At 72.1% G+C, this 17097-nt stretch carries 15 protein-coding genes; 4 read left to right on the top strand and 11 right to left on the bottom strand.

What is annotated here, in order from left to right; translation table 11 throughout:
- Positions 1-26: 26 nt before the first annotated feature.
- The 8 genes from I5071_RS10065 to I5071_RS10030 form a co-directional block, all read right to left on the bottom strand.
- On the bottom strand, positions 27-1706 hold the full coding sequence (locus I5071_RS10065) for a fatty acid CoA ligase family protein (protein ID WP_236605205.1): 1680 nt from the start codon (positions 1704-1706) through the stop codon (positions 27-29).
- Positions 1703-2548: an alpha/beta fold hydrolase gene (locus I5071_RS10060; protein ID WP_419249647.1), complete on the bottom strand. Its 846-nt coding sequence runs from the start codon at positions 2546-2548 to the stop codon at positions 1703-1705. Before I5071_RS10060 ends, I5071_RS10065 begins: the two co-directional genes overlap by 4 nt.
- A gap of 68 nt (positions 2549-2616) precedes the next feature.
- Positions 2617-3630, bottom strand: a complete 1014-nt coding sequence (locus I5071_RS10055) for a 3-oxoacyl-ACP synthase III (RefSeq protein WP_236605203.1) — start codon at positions 3628-3630, stop codon at positions 2617-2619.
- 52 nt (positions 3631-3682) lie between these two features.
- Positions 3683-4960: an alkaline phosphatase D family protein gene (locus tag I5071_RS10050; protein ID WP_236605202.1), complete on the bottom strand. Its 1278-nt coding sequence runs from the start codon at positions 4958-4960 to the stop codon at positions 3683-3685.
- On the bottom strand, positions 4960-5694 hold the full coding sequence (locus I5071_RS10045) for an MBL fold metallo-hydrolase (RefSeq protein ID WP_236605201.1): 735 nt from the start codon (positions 5692-5694) through the stop codon (positions 4960-4962). Before I5071_RS10045 ends, I5071_RS10050 begins: the two co-directional genes overlap by 1 nt.
- Entirely contained in the window at positions 5691-6179 is a 489-nt protein-coding gene (gene coaD / locus I5071_RS10040) for a pantetheine-phosphate adenylyltransferase (RefSeq protein ID WP_236605200.1), read from the bottom strand. The genes I5071_RS10045 and coaD overlap by 4 nt, the downstream gene beginning before the upstream one ends.
- A 15-nt stretch (positions 6180-6194) precedes the next feature.
- Positions 6195-7376: an MFS transporter gene (locus I5071_RS10035; protein ID WP_236605199.1), complete on the bottom strand. Its 1182-nt coding sequence runs from the start codon at positions 7374-7376 to the stop codon at positions 6195-6197.
- Positions 7373-7990, bottom strand: coding sequence for a TetR/AcrR family transcriptional regulator (locus I5071_RS10030; RefSeq protein WP_236605198.1), 618 nt, complete (start codon positions 7988-7990; stop codon positions 7373-7375). The genes I5071_RS10035 and I5071_RS10030 overlap by 4 nt, the downstream gene beginning before the upstream one ends.
- A 122-nt stretch (positions 7991-8112) precedes the next feature.
- Here I5071_RS10030 and I5071_RS10025 point away from each other — a divergent pair, with 122 nt between their 5' ends.
- Entirely contained in the window at positions 8113-8802 is a 690-nt protein-coding gene (locus tag I5071_RS10025; protein ID WP_236605197.1) for a hypothetical protein, read from the top strand.
- Here the strand turns inward: I5071_RS10025 and I5071_RS10020 are convergent.
- Positions 8720-9832 (bottom strand): hypothetical protein, encoded by a 1113-nt coding sequence (locus tag I5071_RS10020; protein ID WP_236605196.1) that lies wholly within the window; start codon positions 9830-9832, stop codon positions 8720-8722. The genes I5071_RS10025 and I5071_RS10020 overlap by 83 nt on opposite strands.
- A 104-nt stretch (positions 9833-9936) precedes the next feature.
- Between I5071_RS10020 and I5071_RS10015 the strand changes: the two genes are divergently transcribed.
- The 3 genes from I5071_RS10015 to rsmI all read left to right on the top strand — a co-directional run bounded on the left by I5071_RS10015 (position 9937) and on the right by rsmI (position 13955).
- Positions 9937-11811, top strand: coding sequence for a hypothetical protein (locus I5071_RS10015; RefSeq protein WP_236605195.1), 1875 nt, complete (start codon positions 9937-9939; stop codon positions 11809-11811).
- 82 nt (positions 11812-11893) lie between these two features.
- Complete coding sequence (locus tag I5071_RS10010) at positions 11894-12991, top strand: RNA polymerase factor sigma-32 (protein WP_236605194.1); 1098 nt, start codon at positions 11894-11896, stop codon at positions 12989-12991.
- A 109-nt stretch (positions 12992-13100) separates the two neighbouring features.
- A complete protein-coding gene (gene rsmI, locus I5071_RS10005) occupies positions 13101-13955 on the top strand; it encodes a 16S rRNA (cytidine(1402)-2'-O)-methyltransferase (protein ID WP_236605193.1) in 855 nt (284 codons plus the stop codon).
- Here the strand turns inward: rsmI and I5071_RS10000 are convergent.
- Positions 13922-15655, bottom strand: a complete 1734-nt coding sequence (locus tag I5071_RS10000) for an IPT/TIG domain-containing protein (protein ID WP_236605192.1) — start codon at positions 15653-15655, stop codon at positions 13922-13924. The two genes, rsmI and I5071_RS10000, sit on opposite strands and share 34 nt — an antisense overlap.
- A 27-nt stretch (positions 15656-15682) precedes the next feature.
- Positions 15683-16993: a hypothetical protein gene (locus I5071_RS09995; protein WP_236605191.1), complete on the bottom strand. Its 1311-nt coding sequence runs from the start codon at positions 16991-16993 to the stop codon at positions 15683-15685.
- Positions 16994-17097: the final 104 nt, after the last annotated feature.

The following is a 17097-nucleotide window of genomic DNA, read 5'->3' as shown; positions in this document are numbered from 1 at the left end:
GGCGACGGGCGGGCGAGCGAGACGCGTCAGCGCGCGAGCTGCTGCGTCGCCCAGGGACCGAGATCTTCGCGGCGGATCTTCGCGTTGTGGCGGACGTCCACCGGGAACTTCTCGTGCACCAGGAAGTGCTCGATGCGCTTGGTGCGATCGTTCGTGCGCGCGATCTCGGCGAGCTCGGTGAGCAGGCGCGCGCGCTCGCCCGTCGACATCACGCGCCACGGCTCGACGATGATCACCGGCACCGTGCGGCCCTCGCGCTTCGCCGCGACGAGCGCGCTGCGCTTCACGTCGGGGTGCGCGTTGAACGGGCCCTCGCACGGGATCGTGAAGAGCGTCGTTCCGTCGTCGAGCGCGACGCGGTGCGACTTGCGCCCGCAGAACCAGAGGCGCCCGCGCTCGTCGCGCCAGCCGAGATCGCCCATCCGGTGGGCGATGCCCTCGGGGGTGTCGATCTTCGCGCGCGCGGTGTGATCGGGCGCGGCGACGTACCCGTGCGTGACCTGCGGGCCGCGCACCACGATCTCGCCGATCTCGCCGTCGCGGAGCACGCGCGCGTCGTCCCATCGCGCGATCGGATCGTCGGTGATCGCGATCACGTCGACGCGCGCCGAGGGCACCGCGCGACCGACGCAGATTCCGTCGCCGCGCTCGGTGCGCACGCGCGTCTCGCCGAGCACCTCGTCGTGCGCGATCGTCGCGACCGGCAGCGACTCGGTCGCGCCGTACGGCGTGTGGATGCGCGCGCCCTCGGGCAGGAGCGTCGAGAACTGCTCGAGGATGCGCGGCGCAACCGGCGCGCCCGCGGAGATCACGCGGCGCAACGATGGGAAACGAATGCTCTTCGGGACTGCCCAGCGCGACACGGTGTCGAGCAGCGCGGGCGAGCCGAACATGTTCGTCACGCCGAAGCCCTCGATCGCCTCGACGATGTTCCGCGGATCGACCTCGGCGGGACGCGTCGCGTCCATCTCGGGCAGGACCGTGACCATGCCGAGCGCGGGATCGAAGAGCGCGAAGAGCGGGAACGTCGGCAGGTCGATCTCGCCGGGACGAATGTCGTACATCGCGCGGATCGACTCGACCTGCGCGCTGAACGTCGCGTGACGGTAGAGCGCGCCCTTCGGGGGACCGGTCGATCCGCTCGTGAAGAGGATCGCCGCGAGATCCTCGGGCGCGACCTCCGCGATCGATCGTTGCGATGCGCGCTCGCCGCGCTCGCGCAGATCGTCGATCGAGAACGCGCGACGGCCTGCCATCGGACGCGCCCAGCGCGGCGCGACGTTCACCGTGATCTCGACCGTGCGCTTCGCCCAGCCGAGCACGGCGCGCGCGGCGTGCGCCTTCGGGATGCCGACGAACGCGCGCGGCTCGGCGCGATCGAGGCACTCGCCGAGGTGCTTGGTGCCGATGCCGGGATCGACCATCACGAGCGGCGCGCCGACCTTGAACAGCGCGAACACCATCGCGAAGAGGTCGAGCGAAGGCGGGACCATCAGCACGGTGCGCACCCCGGGCCCGATGCCGACGTCGCGCAGGCCGCGCGCGAGGCGATCGCTCTCCTCGTCGAGCTGGCGATAGGTCCAGTGCACGTACCGCGGACGACCGCGCGCATCGCGTCCCGCGGGCGCGAACACCGCCGGCGTGAAGGGCTGCTCGCGCGCGACGCGCGGCAGGTGCGCCGCGATGTTCGCGGAGTCGGCGCTCACGCCGCGCGCTCGCGATCGAGCGGGTGATCGGCGAGGAAGCGCTTCACGAGCGGGACGATCACCTCGGGCACGTCTTCGAGCACGTAGTGGCCCGCGTCGGCGAAGCGATGCACCTCGGCGTGCGGCATCCGCTTCTCCCACTCCGCGAGGAAGTGGTGATCGAACACGAAGTCGCGCATGCCCCACGCGATCAGCGTCGGCGTCCGGCGGAACTGCGCGAGCCCCTCCGCCATCTCGTCGATGCGCGCGTACGCGCGATCACTCGGCTGGAGCGGGATGTCCTGCACGAAGCGCAGCGTCGCGATGCGCGAGTCCCAGTCCGAATAGGGCGCGAGATAGGCGCGGCGGAGCTCGCGCGACATCGGCTTGCGCGTCACGCAGGTGTACGCGGCGCCGCGCGCGAACGCGTTTCCGCCGCGGACCAGCAGCGCGCCGAGCGGGGTGCGCGTCAGACGCAGCGCGGCGGGGAACGCCTTGCTCTGCGGCAGGTGGAACGCCGCGGTGTTGAGCACGACGAGGCGCGCGACGCGATCGGCGTGGCGCGTGGCCCAGCCGAAGCCGATGCCGCCGCCCCAGTCGTGCACGACGAGCGTGATCTCGCGAGCGACGCCGAGGTGATCGAGGAGCTTGCCGAGATCGTCGATGCGCGAGCCGAGCGTGTACTCGTAGTCGACGTCGCTCGGTTTGTCGGAGAGCCCCATCCCGACGTGATCCGGGACGATGCAGCGATGGGTGTCGCGCAGCGCGAGCACGAGCGCGCGGAAGTAGATCGACCAGCTCGGGTTGCCGTGCACCATCACCACGACGGGCGCCTCACGCGGCCCCTCGTCGAGGTAGTGCATGCGGATGCCGCCGCCGCGATCGAATCGGCGACCCTCGAACGGATAGATGCGTCGATCGATCGAGACGCTCACCAGACGATCTCCGCCATCGCGCAGTTGAGGCCGCTGCCGATGCCCATGAGCGCCACGCGCATCCCGCTGCGCAGGCGCCCGATCTCCGCGGCTTTCGCGAGGACGATCGGCACCGACGCCGGGCCGACGTTGCCGTGCTCGGGAAAGATCGCGTGGATCTTCGCGGGCGCGACACCGAGCTGCGCGGCGAGCTTCTCGGTGTGCTGTCGGCTGACCTGATGGATGACGACCTCGTCGAGCACGTCGGGGGTCCACCCGAGCTCGGTGCGCGCGAGATCGAACGTCTTGGACGCGAGGTCGAGCCCCTGCGTCAGCAGCTTCTGCGCGTCGGTGATCATACGATCGGCGTGGCCGCGGCAGAGGTGGTTCCAGTCGGTCGCGGCGAGCGACACACCGCCGCGGAACGTGTGGCCCGCCGGCGCGAGATCGCGGCGGCAGAGCACCATCGCGGCGGCGCCCGATCCCAGCGTGAGGGTCGCGAACTCCTCGCCGAGCGCCCGCGCATCGCCGCTCGCGTTGAGGCGATCGATCGTCTTCTCGACCGCGAAGCGGCTGCCCTCTCCGTCGACCACGAGCGCCGCGTCGATCGCGCCGCGCTCGATCATCGCCGCGACGAGCTCCATGCCGTCGAGGAACCCGAGGCACGCGTTCGCGAGATCGAAGTTGCGACAACGCGGCGAGAGCGCGAGGTGGCGATGCACGATCGACGCGGTCGAGGGCTCGACGAAGTCGCGGCAGACGCTCGTGTTCACCAGCACGCCGATGCGCGCGCGATCGATGCCCGACGCGGCGATCGCCTTCTCGCCCGCCCGCGCGGCGACGTCGCTCGGCTGCACGCCCTCGTCCCAGAAGCGACGCGCTTGAACGCCCGAGAGCGACGCGATGATCCCGGGCGCGAGCCCGAGTCGTTTCAAGAGCGGCGAGAGCCGATCCTCGAGCTCGCGGGAGCTCACGCGATGCGGCGCGTCGACGTACGCCACGCTCGCCACCGAGACCGAGGAGAAGAGCATGAGGAAGCGCGGGGTGTAGCTCCGTCGCGACAGCCGGGGAAGAGGCCGCGGATCACGGGCGCACGAGGGCGAATCGCTCGGTTCCGAGCTCGTCGATCCACGCGAACGAGATCGTGGGCGGCGACGTCGCGCCGTCGATCTCGAGCCAGCCGAAGCCACGCTGATCGCGGCCGACGAAGAGCACGTCGGGCCCGAGCGTCTCGGCGATCGGCGCGGCGCGGAAGAACGCGGCGGTCGGCGTGCACTGCAGCTCGAGCACGGTGCCGCCGCCGGGCAGCGGGAGCTCGACGACCGCGGGCCAGTGCTGATCGCCGCTGACGATCAGGACCGTGCTCGGATCGTTCGCCTCGATCGCGCGCAGGATCACGTCGCGCTCGAACGTGAAGCCGTGGGCCCACGCGTCGAGGCCGGTGTCGGCGTAGCGATGGAGCGGCGTGGGCGACGCGATCACGCGCAGCGGCGCGTCGCTCGTCTCGAGCCACGCGATCAGCGCGGCGAGCTGGGCGTCGCCGAGCATCGTCTTGCGCGGTCCGTCGAGCGCCACGTTGGGCGAGCGGAACGAGCGCGTGTCGAGCACGAAGAGGCTCGCGGGACCCGCCTCGAGGATCGTCCACGCGTCGTCGCTCGGAGAGCGCGAGCGCTGCATGCGCTCGTAGGCATCGCGCGCGACGTCGGCGCGCTCGTCGTCGAGGGTGTTGTCGAAGTCGTTCCACGTCTCGTGGTCGTCCCACACGAGCAGCGTCGGAACGTTCGCCCAGCACGCGCGCAGCGCGTCGTCGTCCCAGGTGCGCCGATAGAGTTCTTCGTACGACTCGCGCGTCGGGAGCGCCGGACCGGTGGGATCGATGTCGGCGTAGATCTGGTCACCGAGCCCGAGATAGAGGTGCGGCGAGAGCGCGCGGATGCGATCGAACGCGACGTAGGGCGCGCTCTGCGGGTGGATGTCCGCGCCGATCGCGAGGCGCACCAGGCCGTCGCGCTCGGGCATCGTGCGGAACGTTCCTTCGTGCGTCACGTCGGCGCGCACGACGAAGCGATGCTCGGTGTCGGGCATCAATCCCTCGACGCGCGCGAGGAAGAGGCCTTCGCCGATCATCACGAAGGGCGCGGTGCCGACACCGACGATCTCCACGTCGTCCGGCGCGACACCGGCCTCGCACCAGATCGCGATCGATCGCGCGGTCGGCATCACCGGCCATGGGCCCAACGTGATCGTCGCGCGGGGCGGCGCTTCGTCGTCGCCGCAGCCGCCGAGCATCGGCGCGACGCCGAGCGTTCGCGCCGCGAGCGTCGCGAGGCCGAGCGTCCGGAGCGTCGCGCGTCGTCGCATCAGACCTCGTAGGTGCGGCCCTGCTCGAGGCACTCGATGTTCGATGCGCCGAGGTCGAACGAGTCGGGGAAGTGCACGAGCCGCATCTTCGCACGCAGCGCGGGATCGAGGGCGGCGAGCGACTCGTAGGGCGTGTGGGTCCCGAGGTTGGTCTCGTGCACGACGAGGTCCGCCTCCGCGAGCCACGCGATCAGCTTGGGATCGAACGACGTGTCCGCGGACAGACCGAGCGAGCGACCCCCGGCGCGGATCCTCAGCGCGGTGGTGGGCACGTGGTGGTGCGTGCCGCGGCACTCGATCTCGAACGGACCGATCGTGATCGCGCGCGTGGTGTCGAGCGGCACGTGCTCGAAGTAGTCGTCGAACTTCATCGCGCGCAGCCCCGACGCGGTCTCGAGCCGCTCCATGCCCGCCGCGAGGTGCCCGTCCCAGGCGCGCGCGATGACCGCGGGATGCGCGACGATCCGCGCCTTCGTGCCGAGCGCGAAGTGCGAGAAGTAGCCGTATCCCTCGAGCCCCGACGCGTGATCCGCGTGCAGGTGCGTGAGCACGACCGCGGACGCGCGCTCGAGCCGCAGATCGAGCCCCGAGGTCTCGCGCGCCTCGCGCAGCATCTTGCGGATCGGGTGCGGGCAGTCGACGAGGATCAGCGCGCCCTCGCTCTCGATCGCGAACGAGGTCGAGTACCAGCGCTCGGAGAACGCATCACCGACGCCGAGCGGCACGAGTCTCATCGCGCGACCTCCGCGAGCCGCGCGCGCAGGTGCGACGCGATCGAGGGCGGGCACCACGGCTCGAGATCCTCGCCGCGCGCCGCGCGCGCCTTGAGCTCCGAGGACGAGACCTTCGCGAGGTGGGCCTCGGCGGGCAGCATGATCGTGCTGAGATCGGGCGCGAGCTCGCGATTCTGCCGCGCGAGATCGGTCTCCCACGCCGCGTCGGCCGCATCGCGCAGGCCGCGCACCAGGTGGGTCGCGCCGATCGCGCGGGCGTGATCGATCACGAGCGAGCTCGTCCACGCGACGCTCACGGTGGGCATCATCGCGAGCGCCTCGCGGATCATCGCGACGCGCTCGTCGGCGGTGAAGAGCGGCTTCTTGGTCGGATGCACCGCGACGAGCACGCGCACGTGCGCGAAGAGCCGCACCGCCTGTCGCACCACCGAGACGTGGCCCTCGGTGAGCGGATCGAAGGTGCCGGCGTAGACCGCGATCGTCATGGAGGAAGGCTCCTTTCACGCGAACGAGGGCGACCTCGCGACCGGCACGCGCACGACGTCGGCGAGGCCGATCACCGCGAGCACGATCGCGAGCACGAAGTGACCGACGTAGCCGAGGTGCTCCGCGCTCACGCCGCCGAGCGCCGACGCGACGCCGGTCGCGAGCACGACGACGCTCGCCTGAAGCGCATAGTCGGTCGCGGCGTGCGCGGGACGGCACGCGTCCATCATCGCCGTGAAGAGCGCCGCGGTGGCCATGCCGGCGAAGACGTGCTCGATCGCGACGACCACGTGCAGCGTCACGAGCGAGCGCACGCCGGTCGCGGGCACGAGCCACATCGCGATGCCTACGATCTGCAGCGCGCCGAAGATCGCGAGGGCGCGACGGCGTCCGAGCCGCGGCACGAGCGCGCCGCCGATCAGCGCGCCCGCGAGGCCCGCGGCGAAGCCGGTGCCGCCGAGGAGCGCCGCGAGATCGCCCGCGTCGAGCCCGCGATCGACGAGCATCGGGCGCGCCATCGCGGTGGCGAGCGCCTCGCCCGCCTTGAAGAGCACGAGCACGCGGAGCCAGCGCAGCGCACCCGGTCGCGACGCGGCCTCCCGCAGCGCGGTGATCGTGGGACGCGGCGGCGCGGGCGTGCGCGCGGGCTCGTGCGTGATCAGCAGCGGGATGGTCGCGACCGCGAGGGTCGCACCGAGCGCGAGCATCGCCGGTGCCCAGCCGATGTGGGCCATCGCGCCGAGCACCACGCCGCCGCCCGCGATCATGCCGACGCGATAGCCCGCGACCTGCAGGCCGTTGCCGAGCCCGCGCTCGTCCGCGGGGAGGAGATCGACCGCGAGCGCGTCGGTCGCGATGTCTTGCGCCGCCGCAGCGAGGTTCGTCAGCGCGACGATCGCGAAGAGCGCGGGCAGGCTCGCCTCGGGCGACGCGAGCGCAGCGAGCGCGAGCAGGAGCGCGCTCGTGATCTGCAGCGGGACGATCCACGCGCGACGGGTGCGCGCACGATCGACGAGCGGCGCGACCAGCGGCTTGAGCGCCCACGGCATCGCGAGCAACGACGAGAGCCCGATGAGCGAGAGCGACACGCCGCGCTCGCGGAGCACGACGGGCAGCGCCTGCACGAAGAACCCGAATGGGAGGCCCTGCGCGAAGTAGAGCGCACCGAGCACCAGGAGACGGCGTGTGCGAGTCATCGTCGTGCCCTCGGTTGCGAAGCCAGCAGACCTTCCGCGATGCGCGTGATCGTCGGCGCGGCGAAGCCCTCGGGGAGCACGCCGGGCGCCGACGCCGCGATGCGATACGCGCCCTCGATCGCGGCGAGCAGCCCCGCGGCGATGCGGCGCGCGCCGCGCACCTCGCGACCTTCCGCGCGCAGCGTCGCGGAGACGAGGTCGTCGATCGCGTCGAGCTGCTTCGCGATGGCGCGCGCGTAGACCTCGCGCACCTCGGGCTGGTGCCCGGCCTCGGCCGCGATGGCGGCCCAGCTCGCGACCGCCGCGGGATCGGCGTCGTCGTCGAGCGCGACGTGCGCGTCGAGCAGCGCGAAGAGGCGCGCCCGCGGATCGTCCCCGGCTCGCTCGGCGCGTCGCTCGAAGCGATCCTGGAGCGTCGCGGTGAGGCGCTCCACGAGCGCGAGCAGGATCTCCTGCTTCGACGCGAAGTGATAGTGGAGGAGGCCCGGCGTCATGCCGGCCGCGCGTGCGATCTCGGCGGTGGTCGCCGCGGCCCAGCCGCGCTCCGCGAGCACACGAAGGAGGGCGTCGACGATCTCGGCCCGGCGGGCACCGGTGTTCGATGGGCGTGCCATGCGAGTTTCTTGGTTGGCTGACCAAACAATGAACTCGGTGGAAGTCCGCGTCAAGCGCGGGTCGAGATCGCGCGTCGCGCAGAAAGTTGCGCGGCGATCTCCGCATCCGTAGCGTCCGGCGCATGTTTGCCGTCTCCACGCGCGAGCCCACGCTCGCCGAGCTGATCCGTGGTGTCCCGCTGAGCGTCGTGTTCGCCGACGGCGAGCTGATCGCGGCGGTGCGCGAGCGCGGTGAGGGCATGCTGCCGCTCGATCCGCCCTTCCACGTGTCCGACGAGGACGCGTACCTCGTGCTGCCGATCGACATCGGGCTCGAGCTTGTCGACATGTTCCGCGACGGCGACGTGGACCTGCTCGAGGAAGCGATGCGCGACGGGCTCGTCGCGATCGGCACCGTCGAGAAGCAGGGGCGCGGCAAGCTCGCGCTCGCGGTCGAGCAGTGCGCGCAGCCCGCGACGCTGATGAAGGATCTGCCCTTCGCGGAGACCGTCGGGATCGGTCGCAACGTCGATCCCCTCGAGGTCCTGAACGAGCTCGAGCACGTGCAGTGCACGGTCGCGAGCGGGTTCGTCGACGAGGAAGGTCTCGAGGCGATGCTGCGCGAGCGCGAGTTCGCGGGGCTCTCGTGGCGCGTCCCCGAGGGCGACAAGCAGCGCGCGCACGTCGACCCGACGTACGTGTGGTCGAAGCGTCTGCCCGACGGACGGATCGCGATCGAGTGCGCGCTCTTCAGCGAGTACGAGGAGCTCGTCGCGGTGCTGCGCCCGGCCGCGCTCGCCCCGCTCGATCGCCCGCGCCTCTCGGCGATCTGATCACCAGCACGCCGATCTCCTGGCGGTGCGCGGGCAGCTGGATCGCGCGCGCGTCGCCGCCGGGGACGATCGCGCGTGCTCTGTCGAGCAGCGCGGGGATCGACGCGATCATCGCGGCGTCGTTCATCTTGAGCGTGAGGATCGCGCCCTCGATGCTCGTCGTGCTCGCGATGCGTGCCGCGTAGCGCAGCGCGACCGGCGGCGCGAGGTTGAGGTCGGAGAGCAGCCATCGCGCGTCGCGCGGCAGCTCGTCGCGCGTCACCGCGCCGACCGGCTTGGCGAGGTGCGTGACACGCGCGCCGCCCGGGCCCTGGTACGCGAGGACCTGCGCGTCCATCTCGGCAGGGTCGATCGCGACGACGCTCACGCCGCGACGCGCGAGGGCGTACGCCGCGCCGCCGGGCGCCGCGCCGATCTCGATCGCGACGTCGCCCGCGCGCACCGGCACGTCGCCCCACGCGATCATCTCCTCGACCTTGCGATACGCGCGGGACGGCGAATCGGTGGGCACGTCGATCGGGATGCGCCCGCCGGGCCACGCGATCGCGCCCTCGCGATGCACGTGCACGCCGACGTAGAGATCGTCCTCGCCGACGATCACGTCGAGCACGCGATCGCCACGCTCCGCGATCGCATCACGCTCGATCTCGTCGCCCAGTTGCGCGCGCACCTCGCGCTCGATCGATCGCGCGCGCTCCTCTTCCTCCGGTGCGAGCTCCTCGGCGCCTTTCTTCCCGCGCGCGAAGACGTGCAGCCGCAGCCGCCCTGCCCTCGCCTCCTCACGCGCGATCCGCACCACGTCGTCGACGCTCTTCGCGACGCCGATGCCGCGGCCCCACACCCGCGCGACCACGGTGAGCGCGTCCTCGCCCGACGCGTCGCCCGGGTCCTCGGTCGACGAGGCGTCGCGCTTCCAGGTGACGAGCCCCGCGCGCCCGTATGCGAAGCGCCACGCCGGCCGCGCCCGCGCGACCTCGCTCTTCGCCCACGTTTCGACCCCGGGGCGCATCACCGCGAACACGAACGACATCGGGCCTGCTTTTGTCCGCGCTGCTGCAATCCGTCCACTCGCGGTTGCACGCGTGTGTGCGGGTGGGCCACTCTTGCGCCCGCTTTCCGGGCCCTCGAGTGCTGGTGCTCATCCTCCTGACCGCGCTCGCGTTCCTCTCCGGCGTCGCCGTCGCCGACCGCTTGTATCCGGAGAGCCGCGCCGAGCGCGCCCTCGCGGCGTGTGTGGTCGCGCTCGCGATCATCGCGGGCAGCATCCACGCGCTCGGCTGGCTCGACGTGCTCACGGCCGGGAGCCTCGCGGGCTCGGTCGTGATCCTCTCGATCGTGCCGATCGTGATCACGCTCCGGCGCGATCCACGCCGGCTGCTCCACGCGACGCGCGAGCTCGTGCTGCTGCCGGTCGAGGCGATCCGCGAGGCGTGGCGCGCGCGCAGTGTCGTCGTGATTGCGCTGCCGTTCACGCTCGGCATCTTCGCGTGGACCGCGTGGCTCGCCTGGCTCGCGCCGAGCGGCTCGTGGGACGGCGTCTGGTACCACGAGCCGATGGTCGGGTTCGCCTTGCAGAACCGCGGATTCGGCCTCGTCGAGGTGCCGATCCAGCTCGAGTGGGTGAACGGCTATCCGCGCACGTCCGAGCACTTCCTGCTCTGGACCACGGTGTTCGGAGATCGACGCCTCATCGACGTGGTGCCGAGCGCGATGGGGGCGATCGCGCTGCTCGCGTTCTACGTGCTCGCCGCGCGCTCGACCTCGTGGCGCATGGGCGCGCTCGGGCTCGCGTGCGTGCTCGTCACGATCCCCGCCGCGGTGCTCCAGCTGCGCAGCACCTACGTCGATCTCACGGTGCTCGCGACGTTCCTCGCGAGCGTGCACTTCGTGACCCGGCCGAGCCTCTCGGCGCGCGACGTGTGGATGGCCTCGCTCGCGCTCGGGCTGCTCGGAGGCACCAAGGCGAACGGGCTCTTCTTCGTGGGGGTGCTCGCGTCGATCGCGCTGGTGGGCGTGATCGCGAACGCGATCCGCACCCGGAGCGCGCGCATCGTGGGGCATGCGATCGCCGGGCTCGCGCTCACGATCGCGCTCGTCGCGCCTCCTTACTGGCGCAATTACGTGGGGCACGGCAACCCGATCTGGCCGCTCCGCTATCACAGCGAGCTGCTCGACGTGACGCTCGAGGGCCCCCACGACCTCACGAACGATCACTGGCCGCTCCCGCAGCAGCTGGACGAGATGTTCGGCGCGCCGCGGCCCGGCGAGGACTATCACGACACCCGCCGCCACGCGTACGGGTACTCGCTCACCTTCGTCGCGCTTCCGTTCTTCGTGCTCGGGCTGCTGCGCATGCTCGGCGCGGCGTTCACGGCGATCGGGCTCGGACGACGGCGCGAGCTGCTCGAGCTCGTGCGCATCGGCGTGGTGCTCGGAGTGTGTGTGCTGACGCTGCTCACGTCGCCCGCGTACCAGTGGGGTCGCTACGCGCTGCCGATGCCGGCGGGCGCGCTGCTCGTGGTGCTCTGGCTGCTCGGGGGGCGCGCTCGGCGAGGGCTCGGCGAGGGCGCGCTCGGCGCGATGATCGCGCTGAACCTGATCACGCTCTTCTGGGCCGCGCCGGGGTGGGACGTGACGGTCTCGCGCGCGCTCGAGCTCGCGCGGATGAGCCCGCGGGAGCGCGCCGAGCAGCCCGCGAGCCACAACCTGCTCCCGGCCGAGTCGAGCCGGCTGCGCACCGAGCGCATCGGCGACGGAGACGTGGTCGCGTTCTCCGACGAGGTCTCGTTCCTCGCGAACCTGTGGAACGAGCGCATGAGCAACCGCGTGGTGTTCGTGCCCGCGCCGAGCTCGAGCGCGTTCCTCGATCGCCTGCGCGAGATCGACGCGGAGTGGGTCGTGGTGCGGCGCGGGACGTCCGAGGAGTCCGCGCTGCGGCGCGAGGGCTCCGGGTACGTGATGCTCGCGCCCGGACAACGCGACGAAGTGATCTACGAGCGAGCGCGTTAGAGCCTCGGATCGCGCGTTCCACGCGCTTGTCCGCGGCCCCGCCCTTGCACCAAACTGGCCCGCGCCCCAGACGGAGTACCTGATGGCCCGCAAGACAACGAAAGCGAAGGAGCGCTCCGAGGAGGAGAACGAGAGCGAAGTCCTCGCGGGCGAGGTGGTGGACGAGCGCGAGGAGGCTCGCGACGACGACGACGAGGGCTCGGAGGCCGAGCAGGAGTCGCGCGACGACGACGAGGCGCTCGAGGGCGACGTGGTCGTCGAGGGCGAGGTCGTCGACGACGTCGATCTCGCCGAGCCGATCCCGGCGCGCGCCGAGACCGGCTCCGCGCTCGCGACCCAGGACCCGCTCCAGGCGTACATGCGCGACGTGCAGCGATACTCGCTGCTCACGCCCGAGCAGACCCACGAGCTCGCGGTGAAGTACGTCGAGACCGGCGACGTCGACGCGGCACGCAAGCTGGTCACGTCGAACCTGCGGCTCGTCGTGAAGATCGCGTACGACTACCGGCGCGCGTACCGGAACATCCTGGATCTGATCCAGGAGGGGAACATCGGCCTGATGCAGGCCGTGAAGAAGTACGACCCCTACCGCGGCGTGAAGCTCTCGTCGTACGCGGCGTGGTGGATCCGCGCGTACATCCTGCGGTTCATCCTGAACAACTGGCGTCTCGTGAAGCTCGGGACGACGCAGGCGCAGCGCAAGCTCTTCTTCAACTTGAAGAAGGAGAAGGCGCGGCTGTCGGCGATGGGGATCGACCCCACGCCCGAGGTGGTCGCGAAGAACCTCGACGTCACGACCGACGACGTGGTGCAGATGGACCGGCGGCTCGGTGCGGGTGAGCTCTCGCTCGATGCGCCGATCGGCCACGCGGACGGCAAGCCCACGTCGCGGATCGACACGATGGCAGCGCTCGACTCGCCGGCGGACGAGCTGCTCGCGAGCGCGGAGCTGGAGGACCTTCTCACCGGGAAGATCCGGGAGTTCGGGCAGACGCTGAAGGGCAAGGAAGACGTGATCTTCCGAGAGCGCCTGATGAGCGACGAGCCCAAGACGCTGCAGGAGCTGGGCGAGCAGTTCGGCGTGAGCCGCGAGCGCGTGCGGCAGATCGAGAAGCGCCTCCAGGGGAAGATCCGGGCGTACCTCGAGCAGCACGTCGAAGCTTCGGCGCTCCCTTCATGAGGGGTCTTGGAAGACCCCTCCCCCCGACCGGCAAAGCCGGATCGGGGTCCCCCTCCCCGAACACTGCGCACGGGGCCCCAGCCCCGCTTGCGTCTTCGCTGGTGCGGTGGTGAGCGACCCCGGAACGACGCGCGGAAAGCTCTCGATCGTCGCCACGCCGATCGGAAATCTCGAGGACATCACGCTGCGCGCGCTGCGCGTGATGCGCGAGGCCGACGTGATCCTCGCCGAGGACACGCGGCGCACGTCGGTGCTGTGTCGTCATCACGGTGTGGGCACGCCGCTGCGTTCGTTCCACGCGCACACGCCCGCCGCGCGCATCGAGGCGCTCGTCGAGGAGCTGCGAGGCGGTGCGAAGCTCGCGCTGGTGAGCGATGCGGGCACGCCGCTGGTGAGCGACCCCGGCGCCGAGCTGGTGCGCGCGTGCGCGGAGGCGGGGATCACGGTCGAGGCGATCCCGGGCCCGAGCGCGCCGATCGCGGCGCTCGTCGCGAGCGGTCTCGCCGCGCCGAGCTTCGAGTTCGTGGGGTTCCTGCCGCGCGGTGGAGGACGCCGACAGCGCGCCCTCGCGGGGATCGCGAAGGCGCGCGGTGCGGTGATGCTCTTCGAGGCGCCGAACCGCATCGGCGCGACGCTGCGCGATCTCGCGGGCGTGCTCGGCGGGACGCGTCAGGCCGCGGTGTGTCGCGAGCTGACGAAGCTGCACGAGGAGATCGCGCGCGGCTCGCTCGACGCGCTCGCGGAGAAATTCGCCGAGGGAACGCTGGGCGAGATCACGCTGGTCGTCGCCGCGCCCGACGTCGCGCCCGAGGACGAGAAGGAGCCCGTCGACGACGAGACCGTGCGCGCGTGGCTCGACGACGAAGGGCTCGGCACGCGCGAGGCCGCGGATCGCCTCGCCGAGCGCGAGGGCATTCCGCGCAAGGACGCCTACAAGCGCGTGCTCGGGCTCGCGGGGCGCTGAGCCCGGCGCGCGAAGACGAGCCCGAGGATCGCGAGGAGCGCCCACGGCGCCTGCGCGGTGCGCGCGCCCACGCTGCAGCCCGCTCCGCGCGGGCGCATCGCGCCGGCATCGGCCTCGATCGGCGCGCCCGCATCGGCGCCGATGCCCGCGTCGTGATCGATGGGCGCGTCGGCGAGCATCGTGATCGCGGAGAGCTCCCAGCTCGCGCCTTCGGCCGCGAAGCAGCCGACGTAGTAGACGCGGCGGAGCACGTCGTCGGTGCCCAGCGCGCAGCCGACGGGCGTCTCGGTACCGGCCGATGCCGCCACCGACACGTCGTCGATCAGCGCGCCGTCCTCCGCCGACACCGCCATCGCACGACCCGGCGACGCGACCCAGATCGCCATGCGATCCGCGCCGAACACCAGGCGGTTCGGGCGCGGGCCGCCCGCGATGCGGCGCTCCCACACGAGCCGCCCGTCCACGTCGAACGCGTCGAGCCACGACTGATCGCGGATGACGAACGTGCGTCCGTCGCGGCCCGCGAGCGGCGCACCGAGCCCGCCCGCTTCCTCCATGCTGGTCATGCCGACGAACGCACCGCTCGACGCGTCGACGAAGCGCACGCGCTGGCCCACCGACGACGAGACGAAGCTCGAGACCAGCACGGCACCGTCGTCCCGCACCGCGGGCCACACCTGGAGCGGCGACGCGCTGCCGGTCGGTGCGAGCGTGAGCGCGACGAAGGTCTCGCGTCCGTCGTCGAGCGCGAACGCGCGCAGCGCATCGCGCTGGGGATCGCCGGGCGAGGTCGAGAGCGCGCCCTGCTCGGTGAAGACGAACGCACGATCGATCGCGCCGCCCGGCGTCGACGCGCCGAACACGATCGGCGCGCCCTCGTAGGGCACCTGCGTGATCACGGGCTCGCCGCGCGTCGCCCACACCGTCGCGCCGTCGTCGTGGCGAAGGCGCATCATGCCGCTGCTCGGACCGGGCGGATCGGTGCTGACGATCCACGCCGCGGCGTGCATCACGTAGACGTCGCCGTCGGGGCCGATGCTCGGACCCGCGCTGAGGAAGCCCGTCTCGAAGGTGCGGGCCCAGGCGATCGCGCCGTCGCGATCGATCGCGAGCACGTGCTCCTGCGTGCCCGACGTGACCGCGACGTACGCGACGTCGCCGTCGCCGATCGCGATCGGGCCGCGATCCGCGGCGGCCCACTCGACGTCGAGCGTGCGCACCGCATCGACGATCCAGCGCATCCCTCCGTCGCGATCGATCGCGTACACGAAGCCCGCGTCGTCGCCGACGATCACGGTGCCGTCGCGGCGCACGCCGGGCGCGTGGTGCCCCGCGCCGCGGCCCTCGCCGAGCACGCGCCACGCGATGCGATCGTCGATCGCGGCGCGAGGCACGATCGTGATCAGACGCGCGTCGGCGCCTTCGGACGTGACGACGCGAACGGACGTCTCTCCGATCCGCGCATCGGCGGGCACGTATGCGGTGATCCCGGTCGACGTCCACCGCGCGGTGGGCGCGAGCGCGCCGCCGATCTCGACGCGCGAGGTCGCAGGGTCCCCGAGATCGCTCCCCGCGATGCGCACGCGCGCGCCGCGAGGGGCCTCGAGGACGTCGAAGCTGTCGATCCACGGCGGCGCGGCGAGCGCGCGGGTCGGGATCGCGAGCATCAGGAGCACGAGGAACGAGAAGGCATGTCGCATGTCGGAGGTCTCCGGTGGAAGGAAGCGTCAGGGCGCCCAGTACGCGTCGACGGCGAGCGCGAGCTGCGCCTCGACGTCGGCCTCGAGGACGAACGCGCCGGTCGGATCGAGGCGCGTGGTGAACGCAGCGGAGCTCGTGCCGTCGCGCAGCTCGAGCGTCGTGTGCGGACCGCTCGGCGCGTCGCTGGTCGGCGCAGCGCCCGCCGAGAGGCTCCCGCGGCCCGCGCCCCACGCTGCGATGCGCCCCGACGCCGCGACGCCGGCACCGAGCGACGCCGCGACCTGGCGCGGCGCGAGGCCGAGCTCGACCTCGGTGCCGAGCGGCGCCGCGAGCGGATGGTAGAGCGCGTCGCCCTCGCGGTACGGCACGAGGTACGCGACCACGTCGAGGTACACGAGCGCGTCGGCGCGATCGGCGCGCAGCACGAGCTGCTGCGAGGGGCTCGCACCGATCACGAACGCGGTGCTCGAGCGGCTCGGGAACGTCGACTCGGGCGCGCACGTCGCGATGCGCGCGAGCCCGCCGGTGTCGCCCTCGGAGCGCGCGGGCCCCAGCGAGACGAACGCGCCTTCGTCGCAAAGACCGTCGGGCCCGACGTGCGCCACGCCGATCAGACCGACCACGTCGTTGGGCAGCGCGCCCAGCGGGTCTTCGGCGATCTCGTTGAGCGCGAGCCGCCCGTCGACGTCGGCCGAGGTCGGGCCGTGCCACACGCCGGCTTCGTCCCATCGCGTCGTGTAGAGCCGCACCGGTCGATCGAGGAAGCGCACGCCGCGCGCGCCGGGCCCCGGCGGCGCGAGCACCGCGGTGAGCTCGAGCACCACGTCGGCCGCGGCACCGTTCGTCGTCTCGATGCGCAGCGTGCGCGCCGCGCCCAGCGACGCGAGCAACCCGCTCGTCCACGCGTCGTGCGGGCCCGCGCGTGTGATCGGCTGCGCAGCGAGCGACTCCGGCGCGCCCGCGCGCACCTCGACGGTCGCACCGAGCTCGCGCGGAACGATCGTGAGCGTCGCGGCGAGCGCCGTGGCGCCGAGCGGAAGCTCGAGATCGGCGCACGCGTCGAGCGAGACGTCGATGTGCGGGTGGGCCGCGTCGAGCGCGACGTGCGCACCACACGCTGCGATCGGCGCGCGGGTGTCGACGATCGCGACGGGCCGCACCGGGTACACCGCGAGACCGGGCGCGACTTCGGGCGTCGCCGCGTCCTCGACCGCCATCGCCGCGTCGGGCGCGTCGACGATGTCGCTCCCGGCCGAGGTCCCGTCGCACGCGATGATCGCGAGCGCCGCCGCGACGAAGCCGAGGGCACGACGAGCCTGTGACGAGCGCTGATCCAATCCCACCTCCACGCACGGCCGAACCGAGGCCGTCGCACCGAGCCATCGTGCGTGGGGATGCGCGTCACGCCGCTGACGAGCGCTGACGCGTTCTGACGGGAATC

Source organism: Sandaracinus amylolyticus (genome assembly GCF_021631985.1).
Classification (GTDB): domain Bacteria; phylum Myxococcota_A; class Polyangia; order Polyangiales; family Sandaracinaceae; genus Sandaracinus; species Sandaracinus amylolyticus_A.
This window is presented reverse-complemented; position numbering and strand designations above follow the sequence as displayed.